15 protein-coding genes, 1 tRNA gene and 2 pseudogenes are annotated in these 17,041 nt (G+C 60.0%); 9 read left to right on the top strand and 9 right to left on the bottom strand.

Annotated features, from left to right (window positions below):
• Window positions 1–30: 30 nt before the first annotated feature.
• The 6 genes and pseudogenes from NS365_RS05420 to NS365_RS05395 form a co-directional block, all read left to right on the top strand.
• Window positions 31–636, top strand: a pseudogene (locus tag NS365_RS05420) (indole-3-glycerol phosphate synthase TrpC); the annotation flags it as partial.
• On the top strand, window positions 633–1,961 hold the full coding sequence (locus tag NS365_RS05415; RefSeq protein WP_153003669.1) for a diaminopimelate decarboxylase: 1,329 nt from the start codon (window positions 633–635) through the stop codon (window positions 1,959–1,961). The pseudogene NS365_RS05420 and the gene NS365_RS05415, both read left to right, overlap by 4 nt.
• Before the next feature lie 15 nt (window positions 1,962–1,976).
• Complete coding sequence (gene pdxH, locus NS365_RS05410) at window positions 1,977–2,612, top strand: pyridoxamine 5'-phosphate oxidase (RefSeq protein ID WP_058599260.1); 636 nt, start codon at window positions 1,977–1,979, stop codon at window positions 2,610–2,612.
• A 10-nt stretch (window positions 2,613–2,622) separates the two neighbouring features.
• Window positions 2,623–2,696, top strand: a tRNA-Cys gene (locus NS365_RS05405).
• Window positions 2,697–2,839: 143 nt separating this feature from the next.
• Entirely contained in the window at window positions 2,840–3,637 is a 798-nt protein-coding gene (locus NS365_RS05400) for a helix-turn-helix transcriptional regulator (RefSeq protein WP_082684438.1), read from the top strand.
• 83 nt (window positions 3,638–3,720) lie between these two features.
• On the top strand, window positions 3,721–4,335 hold the full coding sequence (locus NS365_RS05395) for a LysE family translocator (protein ID WP_058599268.1): 615 nt from the start codon (window positions 3,721–3,723) through the stop codon (window positions 4,333–4,335).
• Window positions 4,336–4,431: 96 nt separating this feature from the next.
• Here the strand turns inward: NS365_RS05395 and NS365_RS05390 are convergent.
• The 4 genes and pseudogenes from NS365_RS05390 to tnpA form a co-directional block, all read right to left on the bottom strand.
• A pseudogene (locus NS365_RS05390) lies at window positions 4,432–5,187 on the bottom strand (IS3 family transposase); the annotation flags it as partial.
• Complete coding sequence (tnpC, locus tag NS365_RS05385) at window positions 5,127–6,662, bottom strand: IS66 family transposase (protein ID WP_058599257.1); 1,536 nt, start codon at window positions 6,660–6,662, stop codon at window positions 5,127–5,129. The pseudogene NS365_RS05390 and the gene tnpC, both read right to left, overlap by 61 nt.
• Window positions 6,663–6,717: 55 nt before the next feature.
• The gene (tnpB, locus tag NS365_RS05380; RefSeq protein ID WP_058599256.1) at window positions 6,718–7,074 is read right to left on the bottom strand and encodes an IS66 family insertion sequence element accessory protein TnpB; all 357 of its coding nucleotides are present in this window, start codon (window positions 7,072–7,074) and stop codon (window positions 6,718–6,720) included.
• Window positions 7,071–7,532 (bottom strand): IS66-like element accessory protein TnpA, encoded by a 462-nt coding sequence (gene tnpA, locus NS365_RS05375; protein ID WP_058599255.1) that lies wholly within the window; start codon window positions 7,530–7,532, stop codon window positions 7,071–7,073. The genes tnpB and tnpA overlap by 4 nt, the downstream gene beginning before the upstream one ends.
• Before the next feature lie 192 nt (window positions 7,533–7,724).
• Here tnpA and NS365_RS05370 point away from each other — a divergent pair, with 192 nt between their 5' ends.
• Entirely contained in the window at window positions 7,725–8,570 is an 846-nt protein-coding gene (locus NS365_RS05370; RefSeq protein WP_244498367.1) for a S41 family peptidase, read from the top strand.
• A gap of 164 nt (window positions 8,571–8,734) precedes the next feature.
• On the opposite strand, the gene NS365_RS05365 is transcribed toward NS365_RS05370, so the two are convergent.
• Together NS365_RS05365 and NS365_RS05360 are read right to left on the bottom strand one after the other, a co-directional pair.
• Entirely contained in the window at window positions 8,735–9,247 is a 513-nt protein-coding gene (locus tag NS365_RS05365; protein WP_244498366.1) for a VOC family protein, read from the bottom strand.
• A 155-nt stretch (window positions 9,248–9,402) separates the two neighbouring features.
• Window positions 9,403–10,035 carry a tyrosine-type recombinase/integrase gene (locus NS365_RS05360; RefSeq protein WP_058599252.1) on the bottom strand — a complete coding sequence of 211 codons (633 nt, stop codon included), beginning with the start codon at window positions 10,033–10,035 and terminating at the stop codon, window positions 9,403–9,405.
• 175 nt (window positions 10,036–10,210) lie between these two features.
• On the opposite strand from NS365_RS05360, the gene NS365_RS05355 reads away from it, so the two are divergent.
• Together NS365_RS05355 and NS365_RS05350 are read left to right on the top strand one after the other, a co-directional pair.
• The gene (locus NS365_RS05355) at window positions 10,211–11,440 is read left to right on the top strand and encodes a hypothetical protein (RefSeq protein ID WP_153003668.1); all 1,230 of its coding nucleotides are present in this window, start codon (window positions 10,211–10,213) and stop codon (window positions 11,438–11,440) included.
• Entirely contained in the window at window positions 11,433–13,268 is a 1,836-nt protein-coding gene (locus NS365_RS05350; protein WP_058599250.1) for an ATP-binding protein, read from the top strand. Before NS365_RS05355 ends, NS365_RS05350 begins: the two co-directional genes overlap by 8 nt.
• Before the next feature lie 257 nt (window positions 13,269–13,525).
• Here the strand turns inward: NS365_RS05350 and NS365_RS05345 are convergent, their stop codons facing one another.
• From NS365_RS05345 to NS365_RS05335, 3 genes are all read right to left on the bottom strand, one after another.
• Window positions 13,526–14,383 (bottom strand): DUF3800 domain-containing protein, encoded by an 858-nt coding sequence (locus tag NS365_RS05345; protein ID WP_058599249.1) that lies wholly within the window; start codon window positions 14,381–14,383, stop codon window positions 13,526–13,528.
• Window positions 14,376–15,560 carry a DUF4365 domain-containing protein gene (locus NS365_RS05340; RefSeq protein WP_058599248.1) on the bottom strand — a complete coding sequence of 395 codons (1,185 nt, stop codon included), beginning with the start codon at window positions 15,558–15,560 and terminating at the stop codon, window positions 14,376–14,378. The genes NS365_RS05345 and NS365_RS05340 overlap by 8 nt, the downstream gene beginning before the upstream one ends.
• A 420-nt stretch (window positions 15,561–15,980) precedes the next feature.
• The gene (locus tag NS365_RS05335) at window positions 15,981–17,036 is read right to left on the bottom strand and encodes a 3'-5' exonuclease (protein WP_244498365.1); all 1,056 of its coding nucleotides are present in this window, start codon (window positions 17,034–17,036) and stop codon (window positions 15,981–15,983) included.
• Window positions 17,037–17,041: the final 5 nt, after the last annotated feature.

Here is a 17,041-nt window from a genome sequence, read left to right as displayed (position 1 = left end):
TAGGCGCTAACAGACCCTAGTCCGTCGAAGGGAGTGATCTGTCCGGACTTCGATGTCACAAGATTGGCGAGGGCTTACCTGCATGGGGGAGCCGCCTGTCTTTCAGTCGTTACAGACACGCGGTTCTTCGGCGGTGATAACGGCGACGTGGCGCTGGCTGCAGCGGTTTCGGGGCTACCCGTCCTGCGCAAGGATTTCCTAGTCGATCCTATCCAGGCGCTAGAAGCGCGCGCGATCGGCGCGGATTGCGTGCTTCTTGTCCTGGCAATGGTCGATCACGTCCAAGCCATAGAGTTGGAGACGGCGGCGATCGAGCTTGGACTCGATGTCCTAATCGAAGTCCACGATGAGATGGAACTTGGTCGTGCCCTTCAAATGCAGTCCCGGTTGATCGGCATCAACAATCGCGATCTACGAACGTTCGAGGCGGATCTGGGTCTCTCGATGAGGTTAGCCCAACTCATTGGACCCGATCGCCTGATCGTAAGCGAGAGCGGCATTACTTGTGCCGACGACGTCGCGCGACTGCGCGATTACGGCATCCACGCCTTCCTGATCGGCGAGAGCCTCCTCAAGGCCGACGACATCGAGGCTTCGACTCGGAATATATGCCGCAAGATAGGAGATTGGACGTGAACAAGAATTTGCCTTCGGATGTTTTCGAGCCCATCGACCAAGCATCGCGTCTTGCGACGCACTGGACGTCCTCTGCAGGCCTGAAGTTGATATGCGCCGCAATCGGTACGCCAATTTTCATTTATAGCGCGGAACAGATCGTAAGGAATGCGCGACGCGTTAAGGACGCCGCTGCCGCCGCGGGCCTTGCCAAGCGTGTCTCTCTTTACGTCCCCTTTTTCCCCAACGCGAACCCGCACGTGCTCGCTCCACTGCGAGAGGAGGGTATAGGAATCCTCGTCCAGATGCCGAACGAGCATGATATCCTCGTAGGTCACGGTTTCCGTGACTTCATCGTATCCCCGGGTCACGTCTCGAACGAGGAGATAGCATTCTGGGGTGCCAAACAGTATCGGACGTTCCTCGCAAGCCTAGACGAGGTCGAATTTGCGCTGCGTGAGAAGGCCGAAACGATCAGCGTGCGCGTAGATAGCCTTGGCTGCGACAAGCCCGGCATCAAGGTTGGGCAACTCGCGTCCCTGGCCACGATGCTCAAACAGTACGGCAGGACGCTGGAATGCTTCGAGGTGTACTGTGGCAGCGGGAACTCGCTTGCCGGGATGGTGGGGATCGTAAAGCAGATTTTTCAAATCTACCTCGACCATTTCCCTGACGCGCAATCTATTAACTTCGCGGGCGGACATGGGTTCGACTATGAGAAATGGGGGGAGGAGGAGAAGCACTTCGACTGGCGAAGCTACTTCGAGAGTATAGCAGAGCTCGCCACCGGCATGGGCATTCCCGAACGAGTCCGCTTCCTCTTCGAACCGGCACGTGACATCCTCGCCGACGCTGGCGTGCTCATCACCGAGATCAAGCGTGACGTGATCACCAATCCGAATGGGAGCATCTTGGTGACCGATGGGACAAGGATGCTCATGCCCTCGGCTCAGTTGCGCAATCGTCCTCACAACACGGTCTTCCTTGATCGAAACTTTAATGAAATCTGGGATGAATCCTTTTCACGAGCCTGCAAGATCCGCGGCCGAACGATCCTCCGCAACGATTACATCCTCCCCGGAGAGGCTCTCGTCCCCCGTGCTGTATGCCGGGGCGATCACCTGATGATCATGGATGTGGGCGCATATTGCGCGACACAACACATGGAGTTCTTGAACGTCCCGCCCGCTGGTGAGGTCTTGGTCGACGTAAACGGAACGGCGCATCTCATTACCGAGCCAGGACGCCAGCTCGACAAGTGGCGAAACCTGCTCGTGGAGCCACGGGCGATCCTTTCGGCCCCACCCCAGGCCGATCCGGAGTCTCATCAGGCGAAAACTTATTGATCGAGGAGGATAGAAATGGACGTGCTGGATGACACTGAGATTGCGTTTGATGCTGGAGAGGGCATCGGCGGCGAGGACCCGCTCTCGCTGTTCGCGGAGTGGCTGAAGTTAGCGGAATCCAAAGAGATTAACGACGCGAATGCCATGGCATTGGCGACGTGCGATAAGACCGGGCTACCCAACGTCAGAATGGTGCTTCTGAAGGGCTTCGACGCGGGCGGCTTCTCCTTTTATACCAATGCGGAGTCCCAGAAGGGCGGGGAGTTGGCGGGGAATATGCAGGCGGCGGTGGTCCTGCATTGGAAGTCCCTCCGGCGCCAAGTGCGCCTGCGAGGTCGGATCGTGCCCGTGACAGACAATGAGGCAGACGCCTATTTCGACACACGGCCTCGGGCAAGCAGGATAGGCGCGTGGGCCAGCCAGCAGTCGCGGCCTCTCGAAAGTCGGCTCGCACTCCAACGCGCCGTTGTGCAGGAAAGCGCGCGTTTCGCGATCGGCCCGATACCCAGGCCACCACACTGGCGAGGGTATCGGCTTCAGCCCACGTACATGGAATTCTGGATGGACAAGCCTTTTCGGCTTCATGATCGTCTCGTATTCGAACGAGACACGCCAGGATCGAGTTGGGGCAGTCGTAAGCTCTTCCCTTGAAGTCAATTTAGGCGTGTTGGCAGAGTGGAAATGCAGCGGATTGCAAATCCGTAGATGGTGGTTCGAATCCATCACACGCCTCCATAGACCGCGGAGTACAAGGAACCGAGATTGCGTCTTGCAGAGCTTATGTCGGTAACGACCACCGAGTTTGTGTCGAGCGCTGGCCGGTGGATCTCACTAGCTATTAAACCGGCGATTGCGAGACGCGGAGACGAGGTAGATTTATGGCACATAAGGTAAATTATCTTAATTCACCACTGGTGGGACTTCAGGCTTTCGAAATTAGATCCGATCGTCATTTCCCGCGCCATGCTCATGATCATTTCGGTATCGGCATAATGTTGGATGGCGCCCATCGCTCATGGAGCGGTCGCGGCCAAGTAGAAGCCGGCCCGAACCATGTCATCACAGTCAGTCCCAATGAGATTCACGACGGGATGCCGATTGGTGGCGCTCCCCGCCGCTGGGTCATGCTTTTCGTCGAACCTTCTATCGTTCTACGACTCGCCGGCGCCGAGTTCGCAAAACGGGAATTTCCTCAACCTGTCATCACGGACGTCAATCTCGTCCACCGTATCGCAATGACGTTTCGGGAATTGCCGCATTCCTGCGCCGACGAGGTAGCTGAGAGCATCATGGAGCTGCTCGGACTCCTGCTGGACGGCGCAGCCAAGCCTCCTCTCACATCGAGGCCATCGCGGTCCATGGTGTTGATACTCGAACGCATCCACGATGATCCGATCCACACGCCGACGCTGGCCGAACTGGCCACAATCGCGAACCTCTCGCCCTACACCCTAGTTCGCCGTTTCCGGCGGGAACTAGGCACCACGCCGCACGCCTATGTCCTTCAGTATCGAGTCCGGCGTGCTTTCCGGGCGATCAATGAGGGTTCGACTTTAACAGAGGCAGCGCTTTCCTCCGGTTTCTCCGACCAGAGTCATATGACGCGCGCGTTCGTGCGCCAATTTGGCGTCACACCGGGCCAATTCCGGCGCCCCAAGGACCGTCATGTTGCTTAATTACGTCGTCAATTACAGTGCACGATCCTCACGGCGATAGCCGATGGGCTCTCCGAAGCCCTTTCATGATGAGTATCAGGAACATGACGACCGAATTCCTGCTGACTGCCTTCATTGTAGTTCTACTTCCTGGAACTGGTGTCTTGTACACCCTGGCGACTGGCCTTGGCATGGGCGCACGCGCCTCAGTCGTGGCCGCACTGGGCTGCACGCTTGGAATCGTTCCTCAACTCCTGCTCGCAACCTTTGGCCTATCGACAATTTTTCATGCGAGTAGTTTCGCTTTTCACATGCTAAAGATCGTCGGCACACTTTACTTGCTCTACATGGGTTGGCAGGTCTTACGTGGAGACGGTGTTCTCACCATCGAGCCAAATCGAAAGGACCGCTCCGACCAACAAATAATTGGTACGGGGATTTGGCTGAACCTTCTCAATCCAAAGCTAGGCGTGTTTTTCCTCGCCTTCCTGCCTCAGTTCGTCCCAGCGGGTATGGAAAGCGCAAGGGTCGCCTTCTTCGTCCTCGGTCTCGTCTTCGTAGCCATGACGCTTGTAACGTTCATAGGCTATGGCTTGCTCGCGTCTTGGGTTAGGGATTACGTAATCACCAAGCCAAGTGTTATGGCCACCATTAGGTGGGCGTTCGCTGTGGCCTTCCTGCTGCTAGGCCTTCGGCTCGGTTTCGACGCTTGGGTTTAGGCATACTCAATGACGTGCCCCCGACTTTGGACCGCTCGGCTGGAGGATTTCCGGGGTTGTGACCTGCTACCCGTTCCTGGACCACTTGGCCGGTGGTCATCCAGCTTCGACCGGCGGCGGTGGGCCATGTGCCGCTGACCGGTTCACCAGCGATATCGGCGGTTTGTTGCCGATGGCGCTATGGGGTCGCACTTCGTTGTAGTCTCTACGCCAAACCTCGCATTTGCGCACCGCGTCGTCGAGGCTCATGAACCAGTGCTGGTTCAGGCACTCTGCCCGGAACTTGCCGTTGAACGACTCGATAAAGGCGTTGTCCGTCGGCTTTCCGGGCCTGGAGAAGTCGAGCACGACACCACGGACGTAAGCCCACAGGTCCAGCTCGCGCGAGACGAACTCGCTTCCCTGATCGACCCGGATCGACGCGGGATAACCGACCTCACCGCAGACGCGTTCGAGCACGTCCACAACGTCGGGAGCCCGAAAGCTGAAGCGTGGCACCACCGCCGGCGAGAACCTGCTGAAGGTATCCACGACGGTCAGGATCCGAAGCTTCGGTCCGGTCGCAAGCTGGTCATGGACAAAGTCCATCGCCCATACCTCGTTCAGGCAGGACGCCACGCAGCGACCTTCCCGCAGCTTCGCCTTCACCCGGCGTTTGGGTGGCTTGTGCCGCAATTGCAGACCCATCTCCCTGTAGAGACGATAGATCCGCTTGGCGTTCACGACCCACCCCTCCCGTCGAAGCAGCACATGGATGCGTCTGTAGCCATACCGCACCGTAAGCGTCGTTCTCAGGCCACGTCGGCGAGACTGGCTTGGACGGGCTCGAAGCGCCACGGCATGAGTTCGTCGATGCCGCGGTTGGGATGGGCCTGAACAATGCGGGTGATGACATCGGCCAGGTAGACCTGCGGATCGACGCCGTTGAGCTTGCAGGTTTCGACGAGCGTGGCGATCACGGCCCAGTGCTGGGCACCCGCGTCTGATCCTGCGAAGAGCGCGTTCTTGCGCGTTAGGGCGAGCGGGCGGATGGAGCGCTCGACCGTGTTGTTGTCGAGATCAACGCGGCCGTCGTCGAGGAAGCGGGACAGGCCCTCCCAGCGCGAGAGCGCATATCGGATGGCCTCGGCGAGCTCGGTCTTCTGGCTGATCAGCGTGAGCTTGTCGCGAAGGAAGGCCTCGAGCGCGTCGAGAAGCGGCCGGGCGCGTTCCTGACGCACGAGGCGGCGCGCCTCAGCAGATCGTCCGCGGATCTCGCCTTCGATCCGGTAGAGCGCGGCGATGCGCTCCAGCGCCTCGGTGGCGATCGGCGCAGGACCGGAGGCGGCCAGTTCGTAGAACTTGCGGCGCACGTGCGCCCAGCAGAAGGCGAGCCTGACATCCCCCTTCTCGGCGAGCGCCCGGTAGCCGGCATAACCATCGACCTGCAGCGTGCCGGTGAAGCCCTGCAGATGGTCGATTGGACGCTCGGCCTTGCGATCGGGAGCGTAGATGAAGACGACGGCGGGCGGATCGGCTCCCTGCCAGGGGCGATCGTCGCGGGCATAGGCGAAGAACTGGCCGGTCTTGGTGCGACCGCGGCCGGGATCGAGCACCGGCGCGGTGGTCTCATCGGCAAAGAGCTTGGAAGAGGCCTTCAGATGACCGAGCAGCCGTTCGTGGACGGACCGCAGCAGGAAGGCGGCGCGCCCGACCCAGTCGGCCAACGTCGAGCGATCGAGATGGACACCCTGCCGGGCGTAGATCTGCGTTTGGCGGTAAAGCGGCAGGTGGTCGGCGAACTTGGAGACGAGCACCTGCGCGACGGTGGCCTCTGTTGGCATGCCGCCCTCGATCAACCGCGCCGGCGCCGGCGCCTGGACCACGATGCCCTCGCAGGCGCGGCAGCCGTAGCGCGGGCGTCGCGTCACCAGCACCCGGAACTGCGCAGGAACGATGTCGAGCCGTTCGGCGAAGTCCTCGCCGATCACATGCAGCCTATGCTGGCAGCAGGGGCAGGTTTTGTCCTCGATATCGACGACGGTCTCGATCCGCGGCAGGTGGGCGGGCAGCGAGCCTCGGTTCGCACGGCGGCGGACGGCGCGCTCTGCCTTCAGCGACGCTGACGCGGTCTCTTCGGCAATCTCATCGGCGGCAACACCTTGTTCGACCTCTTCCAGCCCGAGCAGAAGCTGGTCCTCGGGCAGCGTCTCGGCGCGGCGACCGAAGCGATGGCGCTGCAGTTCCTTGATGATTTGCTCGAGCCGCTTGGCCCGCAGCCGCTCGGCGATCAGCATCGCCTTGAGCGTGCTGGGATCGTCGGAAAGCGTGTCGGCCGCTAGGGTCATAGAGCCAGTGAATCACCTCCCAATCCCAGCGGCAACAGGCTTCGCCGCTACTACGTCAGCTTGGCAGAGCCGGCACACGGGTCTCCCGCACGGCATGCACACGGCGCCAGTCGAGGCCTTCCAGGAGCGCCGAGAGCTGGGCCGCTGTCAGATGCAGCGCGGCGTCCTGCGCCTTCGGCCAGCAGAACTCGCCGTCCTCCAGGCGTTTGGCGACGAGGACGACGCCCGTGCCGTCCCAGAACAGCAGCTTGATCCGATCGGCCCGCTTGGCGCGGAACACGTAGACCGCGCCCGAGAAGGGATCGGCGCCCATCGTGTCGCGCACCAGGGCCGCCAGCCCCTCAGTGCCCTTGCGGAAGTCCACCGGCTGTGTGGCCACCATCACCCGGACCACGCCTGATGGGCCGATCACGAAGAGCCCTTCAGTGCCTGTATCACCGCCGTGATCGTGCGCGGGTCGGTGCCCTTGGGGATTCGAACCGAGACGCCGTCGATCATCAGTTCGATCGCGGGGCCTGCCTTGCCAGCAGTGCGCGGGCGTCGCTTGGGCGCCGGACCCTTGCTCTCCACGCTCGGCGCCGCGACCACCACCGGCACGAAGCGTTGCTCGATGACCGACGAGGGCAAAAGCGGCGAAGCTTGATCGGCGTCCTTCATCGGTCCGCGAAGCTGGCGGCGCCAAGTGAAGAGTTGGGAATGGCCGAGCCCATAGCGACGGGCCACCGCGCTCACGCTCTCCAGGCCCGAATAGCTCTCGGCCACAATCGCAGCCTTCGCCTCCTCGCTCCATTCGCGCCGACGGCCCGCCCCCGTGAACACCTCGAACCGACGAACCGGCTCCGTGCCAGTATCGGCACATGACATCGACATAACTCCAAGCCCTCATGCAACGCGAAGGGCTCAAACTCGACGTCTATAACGCCGTCAGCAAGGTGCGGTCGGGACGACGCTTACTTCGCAACCGTGGTAGGCACGGTTGTAGTTCCTACGATCTCGAAGGCCGAGGTTTCCGCTCAGGAGGTGAAGCTTCCACCGCTCGCTCCTGACGCGGCTAAGAAGGTCGTGGACGGCATCGCGGTCGAGTTGCGGGAAGGATATGTCTTCCCTGAATTGGGCGACCGGGCCGCGAATGCCATCGAGAGCGACCTACGGTCCAACGCCTACGCCACAGCGAGCGATCCTGCTGAGTTCGCTGGGCTACTGACCGAACGGCTGCGCTCGCTCACCAGCGACAGCCACGTGCGCGTAATCCATGGCGACCCGTTTGCGAACCGACCCAAGCCTACAGCTTCGCAGGGGGCCGGGTTCGAAACTCAGCGTCTGGAGGGTAACGTCGGATACATCCACCTTGCCAGCTTCGTTCCGCCCGAAACGTTCAACTCTGCTGCCGACAAGGCGATGAGGGACTTGGCCGACACCACAGCGCTCATCATCGACATGCGGGACAATGGCGGCGGCCATCCGGCTTCCGTCGCCTACCTCGCGAGCTTCTTTCTCGATCCAAGCCAACGCGTCCACATCAATGATTTGATCTGGCGCAATCGTGGAACGACAAACTTCCGGACGGAGTCGTTCTGGAGTTCGCCCACGCCAGTCAGCTACCTCGGCAAGCCGGTCTACGTGTTGGTTGGGCCGAAGACCTACTCGGCCGGCGAAGAGTTTGCCTACGACCTCCAAGCGTTGAAAAGGGCAACCGTCGTCGGCGAGACGACGCGCGGCGGCGCCAATCCCGGCGGCCTAAACGAGGTTGGTTCGGATTTCTTCGTCGTCGTACCGACCGGCAGAGCTGAGAACCCCGTCACTGGCAGAAACTGGGGGGGTGTCGGCGTGCGTCCCGACGTGTCTGCTACCAGCGAGACCACGCAGGAAGCAGCGTTGGCTTTAGCGAAGCGCCACGGCAAATCCTAAAGGCTGATCAGTCCGCTTCCGGCCTTTCGCGTCTGGAACCGGATAGTCGCCTTTCGACCCAACCCAGTCGCCCGAACTGCCGTCGAGGCTTCCCTGAAGCGGTCGTTCGCCGCGGCCCTGTCGACTTCGGATCGGGGCGACAAGCGACCTCTCTCCCGGCGTCGTCACAGATCTTGGACAGAGGTTGGCGGCTGCATGAACTCGATCGTCGCGCCGTCAGGGCCAACAGCGTAGATCACGCGCGTTCCGGCCCGCGCACCGCTTGCGATAGGTTGCGGAATGCCCTGCGGTTTCCAGCCGTAGGCGGCGATCCGCACCAGGAGCGCGTCGATGTCATCGACGACAAGGGCCAGATGAGCAAAGCCCGGTTCGAACGGCTTAGCCGTCACAGTTGGTCGATCCAGCCCCCGATATTCCAGAAGTTCGATCGTCTGATCCGCCAGCGAGACGATCGCCATGCGAACCTGTGCCCCATGAGCGCCTGTCACCTGACCAAGGAACTCGCCACCCATCTCGCCAGTTCGTATAAGCTTCGCGCCGAGCCCATCGACCCAGAACCGAAGAGCCTCGTCGAGGAAGGCGACCGCAAAGCCGACATGATCGGCGCGACGCACGTGGATGCTCGTATGTTCGTTCATGCAAAACTTCCTGCCGACAAAGGGGTCAATCGTCTGCAACGGGTCGTCGCCGGTCTCCCGGCTATGTCCGCTTGGATGCATTTGGCATTTGGAAGCGGACCGGCAGGAAACCACCCCACGTCGCTATGGGAACGGTCGCAAACGAGGCTCGTAAGCGGCCGTCCCGCGTTGAGATGCTGCGATCGAAGGGGGTCTTAAACCTCGGTTCCCTCGGCAAGGGTTAGTGCATCCTCGACATCGACACCGAGGTAACGCACCGTACTTTCGATCTTGGTATGGCCAAGCAGGATCTGAACAGCGCGAAGGTTTCCGGTCGCGCGGTAGATGATCGAAGCCTTCGTCCGCCGCAGTGAATGCGTGCCGTAGTCCTCCTTCCGCAGACCGATCGCCGTCACCCACTCATCGACGAGGCGAGCATACTGTCGCGTGCTGAGGTGAGAGGAGTGATCAATGCGGCTTGGGAAGGCGTAATCATCGACCGTTCCGCCGCGTCGCTCCAGCCATGCCAGCAGGCTCGTGCGTGCTGCTTCCATAAGTTCGAACTGCACTGGCCGCTTCGTCTTACGCTGCACCACGATCGCGCGGGCACGAATACGTCCGCCCGACACGAGGTCGCCGATCTTCACCTTCACGACGTCACAGCCACGCAGCTTGCTGTCGATGGCAAGATCAAACAGGGCTCTGTCGCGCAGCCGTCCCTCATGATCGAGCCAGAAGCGGATCGCCCAAACCTGTGGCGGCTTCAATGCTCGCTTGGCGCCGACCACTCGGCCTGCGTTCCATGCTCTCCTTCCGTTGGTTGCCGGATCAAATGTCGAATGTCCCATTGTCGTTCTCCCATGGCCTGAATGGCCGACGGGAGTGTGAGACTGCGCGAACGGCTTATGGGATGAAACCAAGTGACGGGCCGATAGCGGTCTGTCCGCCTTTGGGGTGAACGAGCGAAAAGCTGTCCTGATACTCCGCCCCGTACGATCTCCGGACTTGGATTGCTTGACGCAGATGAGGCCGCAGATCATTCTCGCCGAGAAGGGTGGGGACGTGGCCAGAACTGCAGAATATTCGATCAAGGGCTACCTCTACCAATTTCTCCGATACCTTTCGGAGATCCTGGCGGCTGGAACTGGCACCAAGGTAACCATTGAAGGCGCGATCGAGGACATCGATGTGGCGACGGCCGGCTTCACGACCGCCGTGCAGTGTAAATATCATGAGCAGGCCGATAAGTTTACGCTGGGTAAGATATATAAGCCAATCTTGCTTATGCTTGAGCATTTCTCGAAAAACGCGAGCCAAACGCCCAAAGTCTATTATCGACTTTTTTGCCATTTTCCTGACCAGAGTGGCAGCCGCACACTGTCCAAGCTGGAACTGGAAACGGTTCTTGGGACAGGGTCAGATCCACTCAAAGCGATTATAAGACGCATTGTGGCTGGCGTTGATCACGAAGAGTTTCTTAAGCGGTTAACCATCGAGTTCGGGCAATCAACCGACGCTCTCCAACAGAAGGTTCTGGATGAACTACGCGGCAAGGGGTTCTCGGCCGAGGATGTCGAGGCGGTCATCTATCCCCATGCGATTCAACGCATCGTCGATTTAGCTACCCAAGCCAGCGTGGCAGATCGGACCGTTGATCCATCGGCTTTCCTCGGCGCCCTTCACGACGTTCGGAAGGTGACCTTCACTCGCTGGACCCGAGAGCTTGCGACACGCGCCCAGATCTTCAAGCGGCTTCGCGAAGACCTCAAGCCATCGCTTGGACAGAATTCGCGCGGGCGTACCTTCGTCCTTGCCCCCGCTGCGATTGAAAAGTTCGACGAAGACATCGTCCGCTTCATCAAGAAATTCGTCGAGCGATATTGCTGCAAGTACCTGCATTCGAACCCTCCACTATTCATGGTCGTCGGAGAATACGACGTCAGCGGGCTGGAAACGCGCCTCCATGATGCCGGTCTTCGCTGCGCCAACGGGCTCGTGGGCACCGCGTTTCGGGCCAATGATTTATTCCGGCGCCCGATGGTCAAAAAATCGCCGTTCGCCATTGAGTTTAGTTTGCGCCTTGCCAGCCGGGACATCGTGAAGGAAGAACCGCCAAAGCGGCCCGACGAGCTTTTCCTCGTCAACGTCGCGGATGACCCTTGGGCTCACCATGACGTAGATGTCCACCGTTTCGAGATCGAGCGGCTCTCCGACCTTGAATATGCTCTGCAGCTAAGGACCACCTATGCCTGATCTCGGAAACCACATCGGCAGTGTAACTGATAGCTCACCGTCGCTGGTGCGCATCGAAATCAGCAGCGCCGAAGATTTCGAAAATCACAAAACCAAACTGGGCGTCGGGCAATACCTGTTGATTGCCTCAGGGAATAATCTCTACTTGCTCGCCACGATCACGGCGGTTCGTGCGTCCCACATCGACCGCGCGAAGCCCGTTGCTGCTGACGACGGCAACAGCGCTGACGCTGATTCAGTCGCCTTCCGCTTCCAGATCGACACTCAGCCGATCGGCACGCTTTCTGAGGAAGACGAATTCACCCGCGGAACGCCGGCGCTGCCGGTCCCGACGGAATACGCCTACGTGACGCCGCCAGCGGTTCTCGGAGACATTTTCTCAAAGCAGATACGATCGCCTTTCTCGTTTGGGACGCTCAGCGTCGCGCCCGACGTAAAATTCGAGATCGATGGGGACCGGTTTTTCAGCAAACACGTCGCGGTGGTCGGATCGACCGGATCTGGAAAATCATGCGCGGTCGCGAAAATCCTGCAGACCGTTGTGGGCATCCAGGCAAAGGCGAATGCGCACAAGGGTGCGCAGAAGAACTCTCACATTGTCATATTCGACATACATGCCGAATACGCAGCGGCTTTCAGGCTCGAAAAAGCCGAGGGCTTCACGCTCAACCTGCTGGACGTCGATACGCTCCAGCTTCCCTACTGGCTTATGAACGCTCAGGAGCTGGAAGAAATCTTCATTGAAAGCAGCGAACTTAATTCACATAACCAGATATCTCAGTTCCGCCATGCAGTGGTACAAAACAAGTGCCGTCACAACCCGACTCTTACCAATATTTCATTTGACACGCCTGTCTATTTTTCGATCGATGAAGTGGTAAATTACCTCGAAAATATGAACTCCGAGGTCATTAGTCAGATGGCGGGAGAAAATAGACCTAAGTGCACTGACGGCACCCTCATCCACAATCGAGAGGATCATTACTTTACGGATCTATTGGAGTTCGTGGTCGCCAGTCAGACTAAGGAAGCCAAAGCTAAAGGGGGTCCGTTTAACGGTGAGTTCGACAGGTTGATACTTCGACTGAGGACACGACTAGCAGATCCCCGGCTTCGATTTCTTTTTTATCCAAAACGATCGGATGGTAGCGATCTGACTACAGGCGACTTTGCCAACGTGGTACGCCAGTTTATCGGCTATCTCACACAATCCAACGTGTCGATCGTTGATTTGAGCGGCATCCCGTTCGAGGTGCTAAGCATTGTCGTTAGCTTGATCTCGCGGATAATTTTCGACTTTGGCTTCCATTATTCAAAGAGGCGCCATGTCGACGGCGACGTTAGCGACGTGCCGATAATGGTAGTGTGTGAGGAGGCCCATAACTACGTGCCTCGATCAGGAGGGGCGCAATATGATTCATCGCGTAAATCGATCGAGCGGATCGCGAAAGAGGGCCGCAAATACGGCGTCACGCTGATGGTTGTGAGCCAGCGGCCATCGGAGGTATCGGAGACGATTTTCTCGCAATGCTCGAACTTCATCTCGCTTCGGCTGACCAACGCTGTCGATCAAAGCTACATCAAATCTCTCCTTCCCGATCTCTCCGCCGGCATCGGTGACCTGCTCCCCAATCTTGGTCAAGGCGAGTTCCTCATTGTCGGTGACGCCCCCCTAATGCCGACGGTCGGCCGCTTCGCACTGCCGGTTCCCGAACCGCACTCGCGCAGCGTCAACTATCTTCAGGAGTGGAATGCCGATTGGCGAGAGATCAATTTCGACGATGTCATCGATCGCTGGCGTGGCAAGTTGCTCGCGGCAAGCGTCTAACGTCCCGATGCCAGTCGTTCTGACTGCGATTCGGAGCTTAGTTCACGAACGGCAAGTTGCAGGATCGAGCTCGATCAATCTGCACGGCTAAGAAGGGCGCGATGCCGCCGACGCAGCGCGCTTAGCTGCCAGCGTCTCCCAAGCGGGCGCTGCAGTTGGCTTTGGCGCGGTAGAGCGCGGTATCGGCATAGCCGAATAGCTCGTTGATGCCATCGCTCGACAAAGTCTTGGCAACAATGAGATGCAGACGGCGCTGCCTAGGAACGCAGGAGCGACCGCGTGCGGCCCGCGAAGGCCGCCACCGTCTCGATCACCACTCCGTCAAAGCCTTCGAGTCCAGCGATCGTGTCGCGCGCACGCTCGTCGTCACCTTCCGAGGCGATCAAAAGCATCTGGTCCTTGTTCCCTGCGAGGGAGATAGTCCGGTTGCGCGGACGTCGACGCAGATAGCGTCCCATGCAAAAAGCGGCCATGTCGGCGAGTTGCAGGCCGATCACTTGGTCCGAGGGGGCGGCGAGCACACCCCCGCCTGCCAAACTTGGTGCCGCCTCGCTGGTGACAAGCCGCGGTCCGTGCAGTGGCCGATCCTGGTCGATTACGATCAATGTCGGAGCCGACCTGCGGTCCGCCTCCTCGATCAGCGTTCGCAGAACAACTCTCCTCATCGCTGCCTTCCAATTCAGCTTCGGGTCGAAACCGTTCTGTTTCAGCCGCGTCCGCATCTCCTCGTACTGGCTTCGCGGGAGGTGCACATAGGAAAGGCGGGCTTGGGTCTCGACCAACGCCGTGGAGACCTCGCGGAACGCCTGAAGTCTCATTTCGTGCGGCACGGTGGCCCAGAAGGTATTCCGACGGCCTGCTACGATGTCAGTGGCGTGGAACTCGGGAAGGGTATTCTTCTCGCGATAGGAGGTCAGGCGTTTTGCTGCGGACGCGTAGGCGACTGGCGTCATCTCGATCGCTGCCAGCAGACCCACGTCGGGCAGCATGCCATCGGCGGCGCCCACCTCGCTGTCGTCGCAGAACACGACACTGCCATCCAGCGGAAGCGAGTGGGCAAGCGCATGCAGTTCGGCGGCAGAGAAATCCCGGGGCTGTCGCGTCGCCTCAGGCAAGACCGACCATCCAATTTTCGAGGTCCATGCGGGAAGACGACAGTACCTCGTGATCAGCCATGCCGGTGGTGATCGCGTAATTGACGAAGCGGCGAGCCAAGCGTGGAAGCAGTCCTGATTGGATCGCCGAACGCGGTAAATCCCTTACGAGGAAACCGCTGGCGTCGGCGAGTCTAAACGTACCGGCGAGCTCAGGCGCGCGAGCGAACATCTCGTTCAGCTCCGCCCGATTTACGTCGAAGCCGACCACGAGCGCGTGCTGGCGTGACCCGGGCCAGGTCTGCAGCGCGGTGCGATCACCGTCTCTCCTGGCTTGGTCGCGGAGAAGTGTGACTAAGGCGTCTGTCAACGCATGATCATCGTTGCCGAAGAACTCCATCAGTTCCTTGCTTCCGAGGAGCAGAGAGACCGCTCGCGTAAGGAAGTCCGCTTTAGAGCGGTAAGCAGCGAGTGCATCTTCGAACTGCATCCGGCGACGGCGCGCATTGCCGTCCGGCGACTCCAGGTCGGCGAGCGTGTCGAGTTCCGCTATCAGAATGTCAGTTCCCTCGAGCTCCACTTCCACCGTTGCACTGACGCCGCGGATCATCTTCCGGGAGGTTTCGAGTGCCCCCAGTCCGATTTCCTCGGGATCATCGGTGAGGTCGCCGTGAATGGAGACTCTGATGAGAAAAGTCTCCGTGCGAGCTCCCGAGGCCTTCCGGGCAGTAGGATCGGCGAGCTTGGCAAGCTCCGTTCCAGCGGACGCGAGATCGCTGTATTCGGGCAGATCGATAGCATATCCGTGCTCTGTCTTTCGCACCGTGTCGGTCGTCACCGGTGCCCAGCGGACGGCGTCCCCCTCCCAAGAGTGCGCGACGATTACTGGAAGGGAATGACCTAGCCAGTAGTTGGCATGAGCTTCGGAGAAGTAGTAGGTTCGCCCGTAGCGCGTTGACTGCATCACGCCCTTACCCCGCTTCGACTGGACGGCGATTTCACGACCCGTCGCGACCATCTGCTTCCCGTCAGGGCGGAGTATTTCGATGCGGCCGTCGACACCGAAGTCCAGTCCAGAGTTTGGGCGATAGTGATGCCCGGCCTTCGCCACCGCCAACGATACCAGCATCTCACCCTCGTGGCCCAGGATCGCTTTACTGCTAGCTACGGGCAGGTGCACACCAACTCCCTCAGTCATGGCCATTTCCCTCTTATGCAGGTCGGTGAACGCACTGTACGTCCAGCTAATGCAGATACGAATTCCACCACTTTCTTCAAATCGATGGACGGCAGTTATAGACAGTAGCAACCCAACCGTATTGCGTCGCGATATCGGTATCGTTTGTAATGATAGATAGCACGAACCACTGAAGTGCGTTCCAACGGTCAGCTTTATTCACAGATCACAGCTTCGAACGATTAATAGGTACTATGCCCATCGACTGCCGTTCACGGGAGTGGTTCTTGCAAAACCATTCAGCGGCGCTGAATGAACGGCAGCTTTGAAGACAGGTCGCACGTGGGCTGAACGACGGGGATGGGCGCTTAGCTGCCGATGCTAATTTCAGTTTCGGCGGGCTCTGCGGAATGCCAGCAGCTTATATCCGCTGTGCGCGGCCTATGCCTTGAACCGCTCGCAAGCGGTGAGGCGCTCGACATGGGCGTTCATGCCGCCGGCATAGACCTCGGTTTCCAGAAAGTGTGCTTCCTCGTCCATCGCGTCTTCCGCGATCTCGCGCCACCAGCATTTCGGCTGGCGTCCCGTTCCGTCGCTCCAGCGATAACCTCGTGCCTTGAGAATGTCCTTGGTGTGGAAGGGCGAGCCGAGCGCGTGCACGCGAAGGCGCGCGGAAGCGGCCGAGGACAGAAGCTGGCGGAAAGCGGGCTCTGCCCCTGTTCGCGACGGTTGGGCAAGGACTTCGAGCAGCGCGTGGCAGTCGTCCACCGCCCGGTGCCCGTTGTGGAAATAGCCGCATTGGCCGACGAGATAGCCGAGCTTGGTCCCCTCGAAGCCGAGCGCTGTCCAATCCACCTCCGACACCGAGCAGGCCCAGGGCTTGGCCTCGAACCCGTGGCAGAGCTTCTCGCAGAAGGGGCGGTCGAAGCGCGCGTTGTGCGCGATCACGAGATCGGCGGGCTCGACGAAGCGGCGAACCGCCTCGACGTCGATCCGCTGCCCGGCGACCATCTCGTCCGTGATGCCGGTGATCCTCGTGATGTCAGGCGTGATAGGCCCCGCCGGCTGCTGCAACTGAGAGAACACGCAGACGACGTCGCACACGCCCGCTTCGTCATAGGTGAACGCGACCATGCCAAGCTCGATCACCTCGTGCGCGGCGTGGTCGAGGCCGGTCGTCTCCGTGTCGAGGATCACGCCGAGGCGTGGCCAGGAGCCCGGCGCGCGATCGGCCGGGGGATGAAGGTGAGGTTTGACCTCGCGCGGCGCGAGCTTGCGCAAGACGCGGTAGCGACCGGTGTGCTCCAAACACTCAACCATGGCCGCCTCAACCTCGGGCTGCGGTGCCGCGGACGCCGTCGTCTTGGCGGTCGGAATACGACGCATGGGGGCAGGTGAATGAGGTTCCTTGCGCGGATGGCGCAGGGAAGAGGTGCCTCCGAACAGATCGATCTGTACGGACTGCTCGCTGGCCACTGGCGTCTTGCGTCTCGTCATGTCGT

It is taken from the genome of Aureimonas ureilytica (assembly GCF_001475935.1).
GTDB lineage: Bacteria > Pseudomonadota > Alphaproteobacteria > Rhizobiales > Rhizobiaceae > Aureimonas > Aureimonas ureilytica_A.
This window is presented reverse-complemented; position numbering and strand designations above follow the sequence as displayed.

Coding starts and splice junctions, on each gene's coding strand:
- pdxH (WP_058599260.1), top strand. CDS start 1,977: ATGGACGTGCTGGATGACACTGAGATTGCGTTTGATGCTGGAGAGGGC.
- NS365_RS05400 (WP_082684438.1), top strand. CDS start 2,840: ATGGCACATAAGGTAAATTATCTTAATTCACCACTGGTGGGACTTCAG.
- NS365_RS05395 (WP_058599268.1), top strand. CDS start 3,721: ATGACGACCGAATTCCTGCTGACTGCCTTCATTGTAGTTCTACTTCCT.
- tnpC (WP_058599257.1), bottom strand. CDS start 6,662: ATGACCCTAGCGGCCGACACGCTTTCCGACGATCCCAGCACGCTCAAG.
- tnpA (WP_058599255.1), bottom strand. CDS start 7,532: ATGTCGATGTCATGTGCCGATACTGGCACGGAGCCGGTTCGTCGGTTC.
- NS365_RS05360 (WP_058599252.1), bottom strand. CDS start 10,035: ATGGGACATTCGACATTTGATCCGGCAACCAACGGAAGGAGAGCATGG.
- NS365_RS05355 (WP_153003668.1), top strand. CDS start 10,211: ATGAGGCCGCAGATCATTCTCGCCGAGAAGGGTGGGGACGTGGCCAGA.
- NS365_RS05350 (WP_058599250.1), top strand. CDS start 11,433: ATGCCTGATCTCGGAAACCACATCGGCAGTGTAACTGATAGCTCACCG.
- NS365_RS05340 (WP_058599248.1), bottom strand. CDS start 15,560: ATGACTGAGGGAGTTGGTGTGCACCTGCCCGTAGCTAGCAGTAAAGCG.
- NS365_RS05335 (WP_244498365.1), bottom strand. CDS start 17,036: ATGACGAGACGCAAGACGCCAGTGGCCAGCGAGCAGTCCGTACAGATC.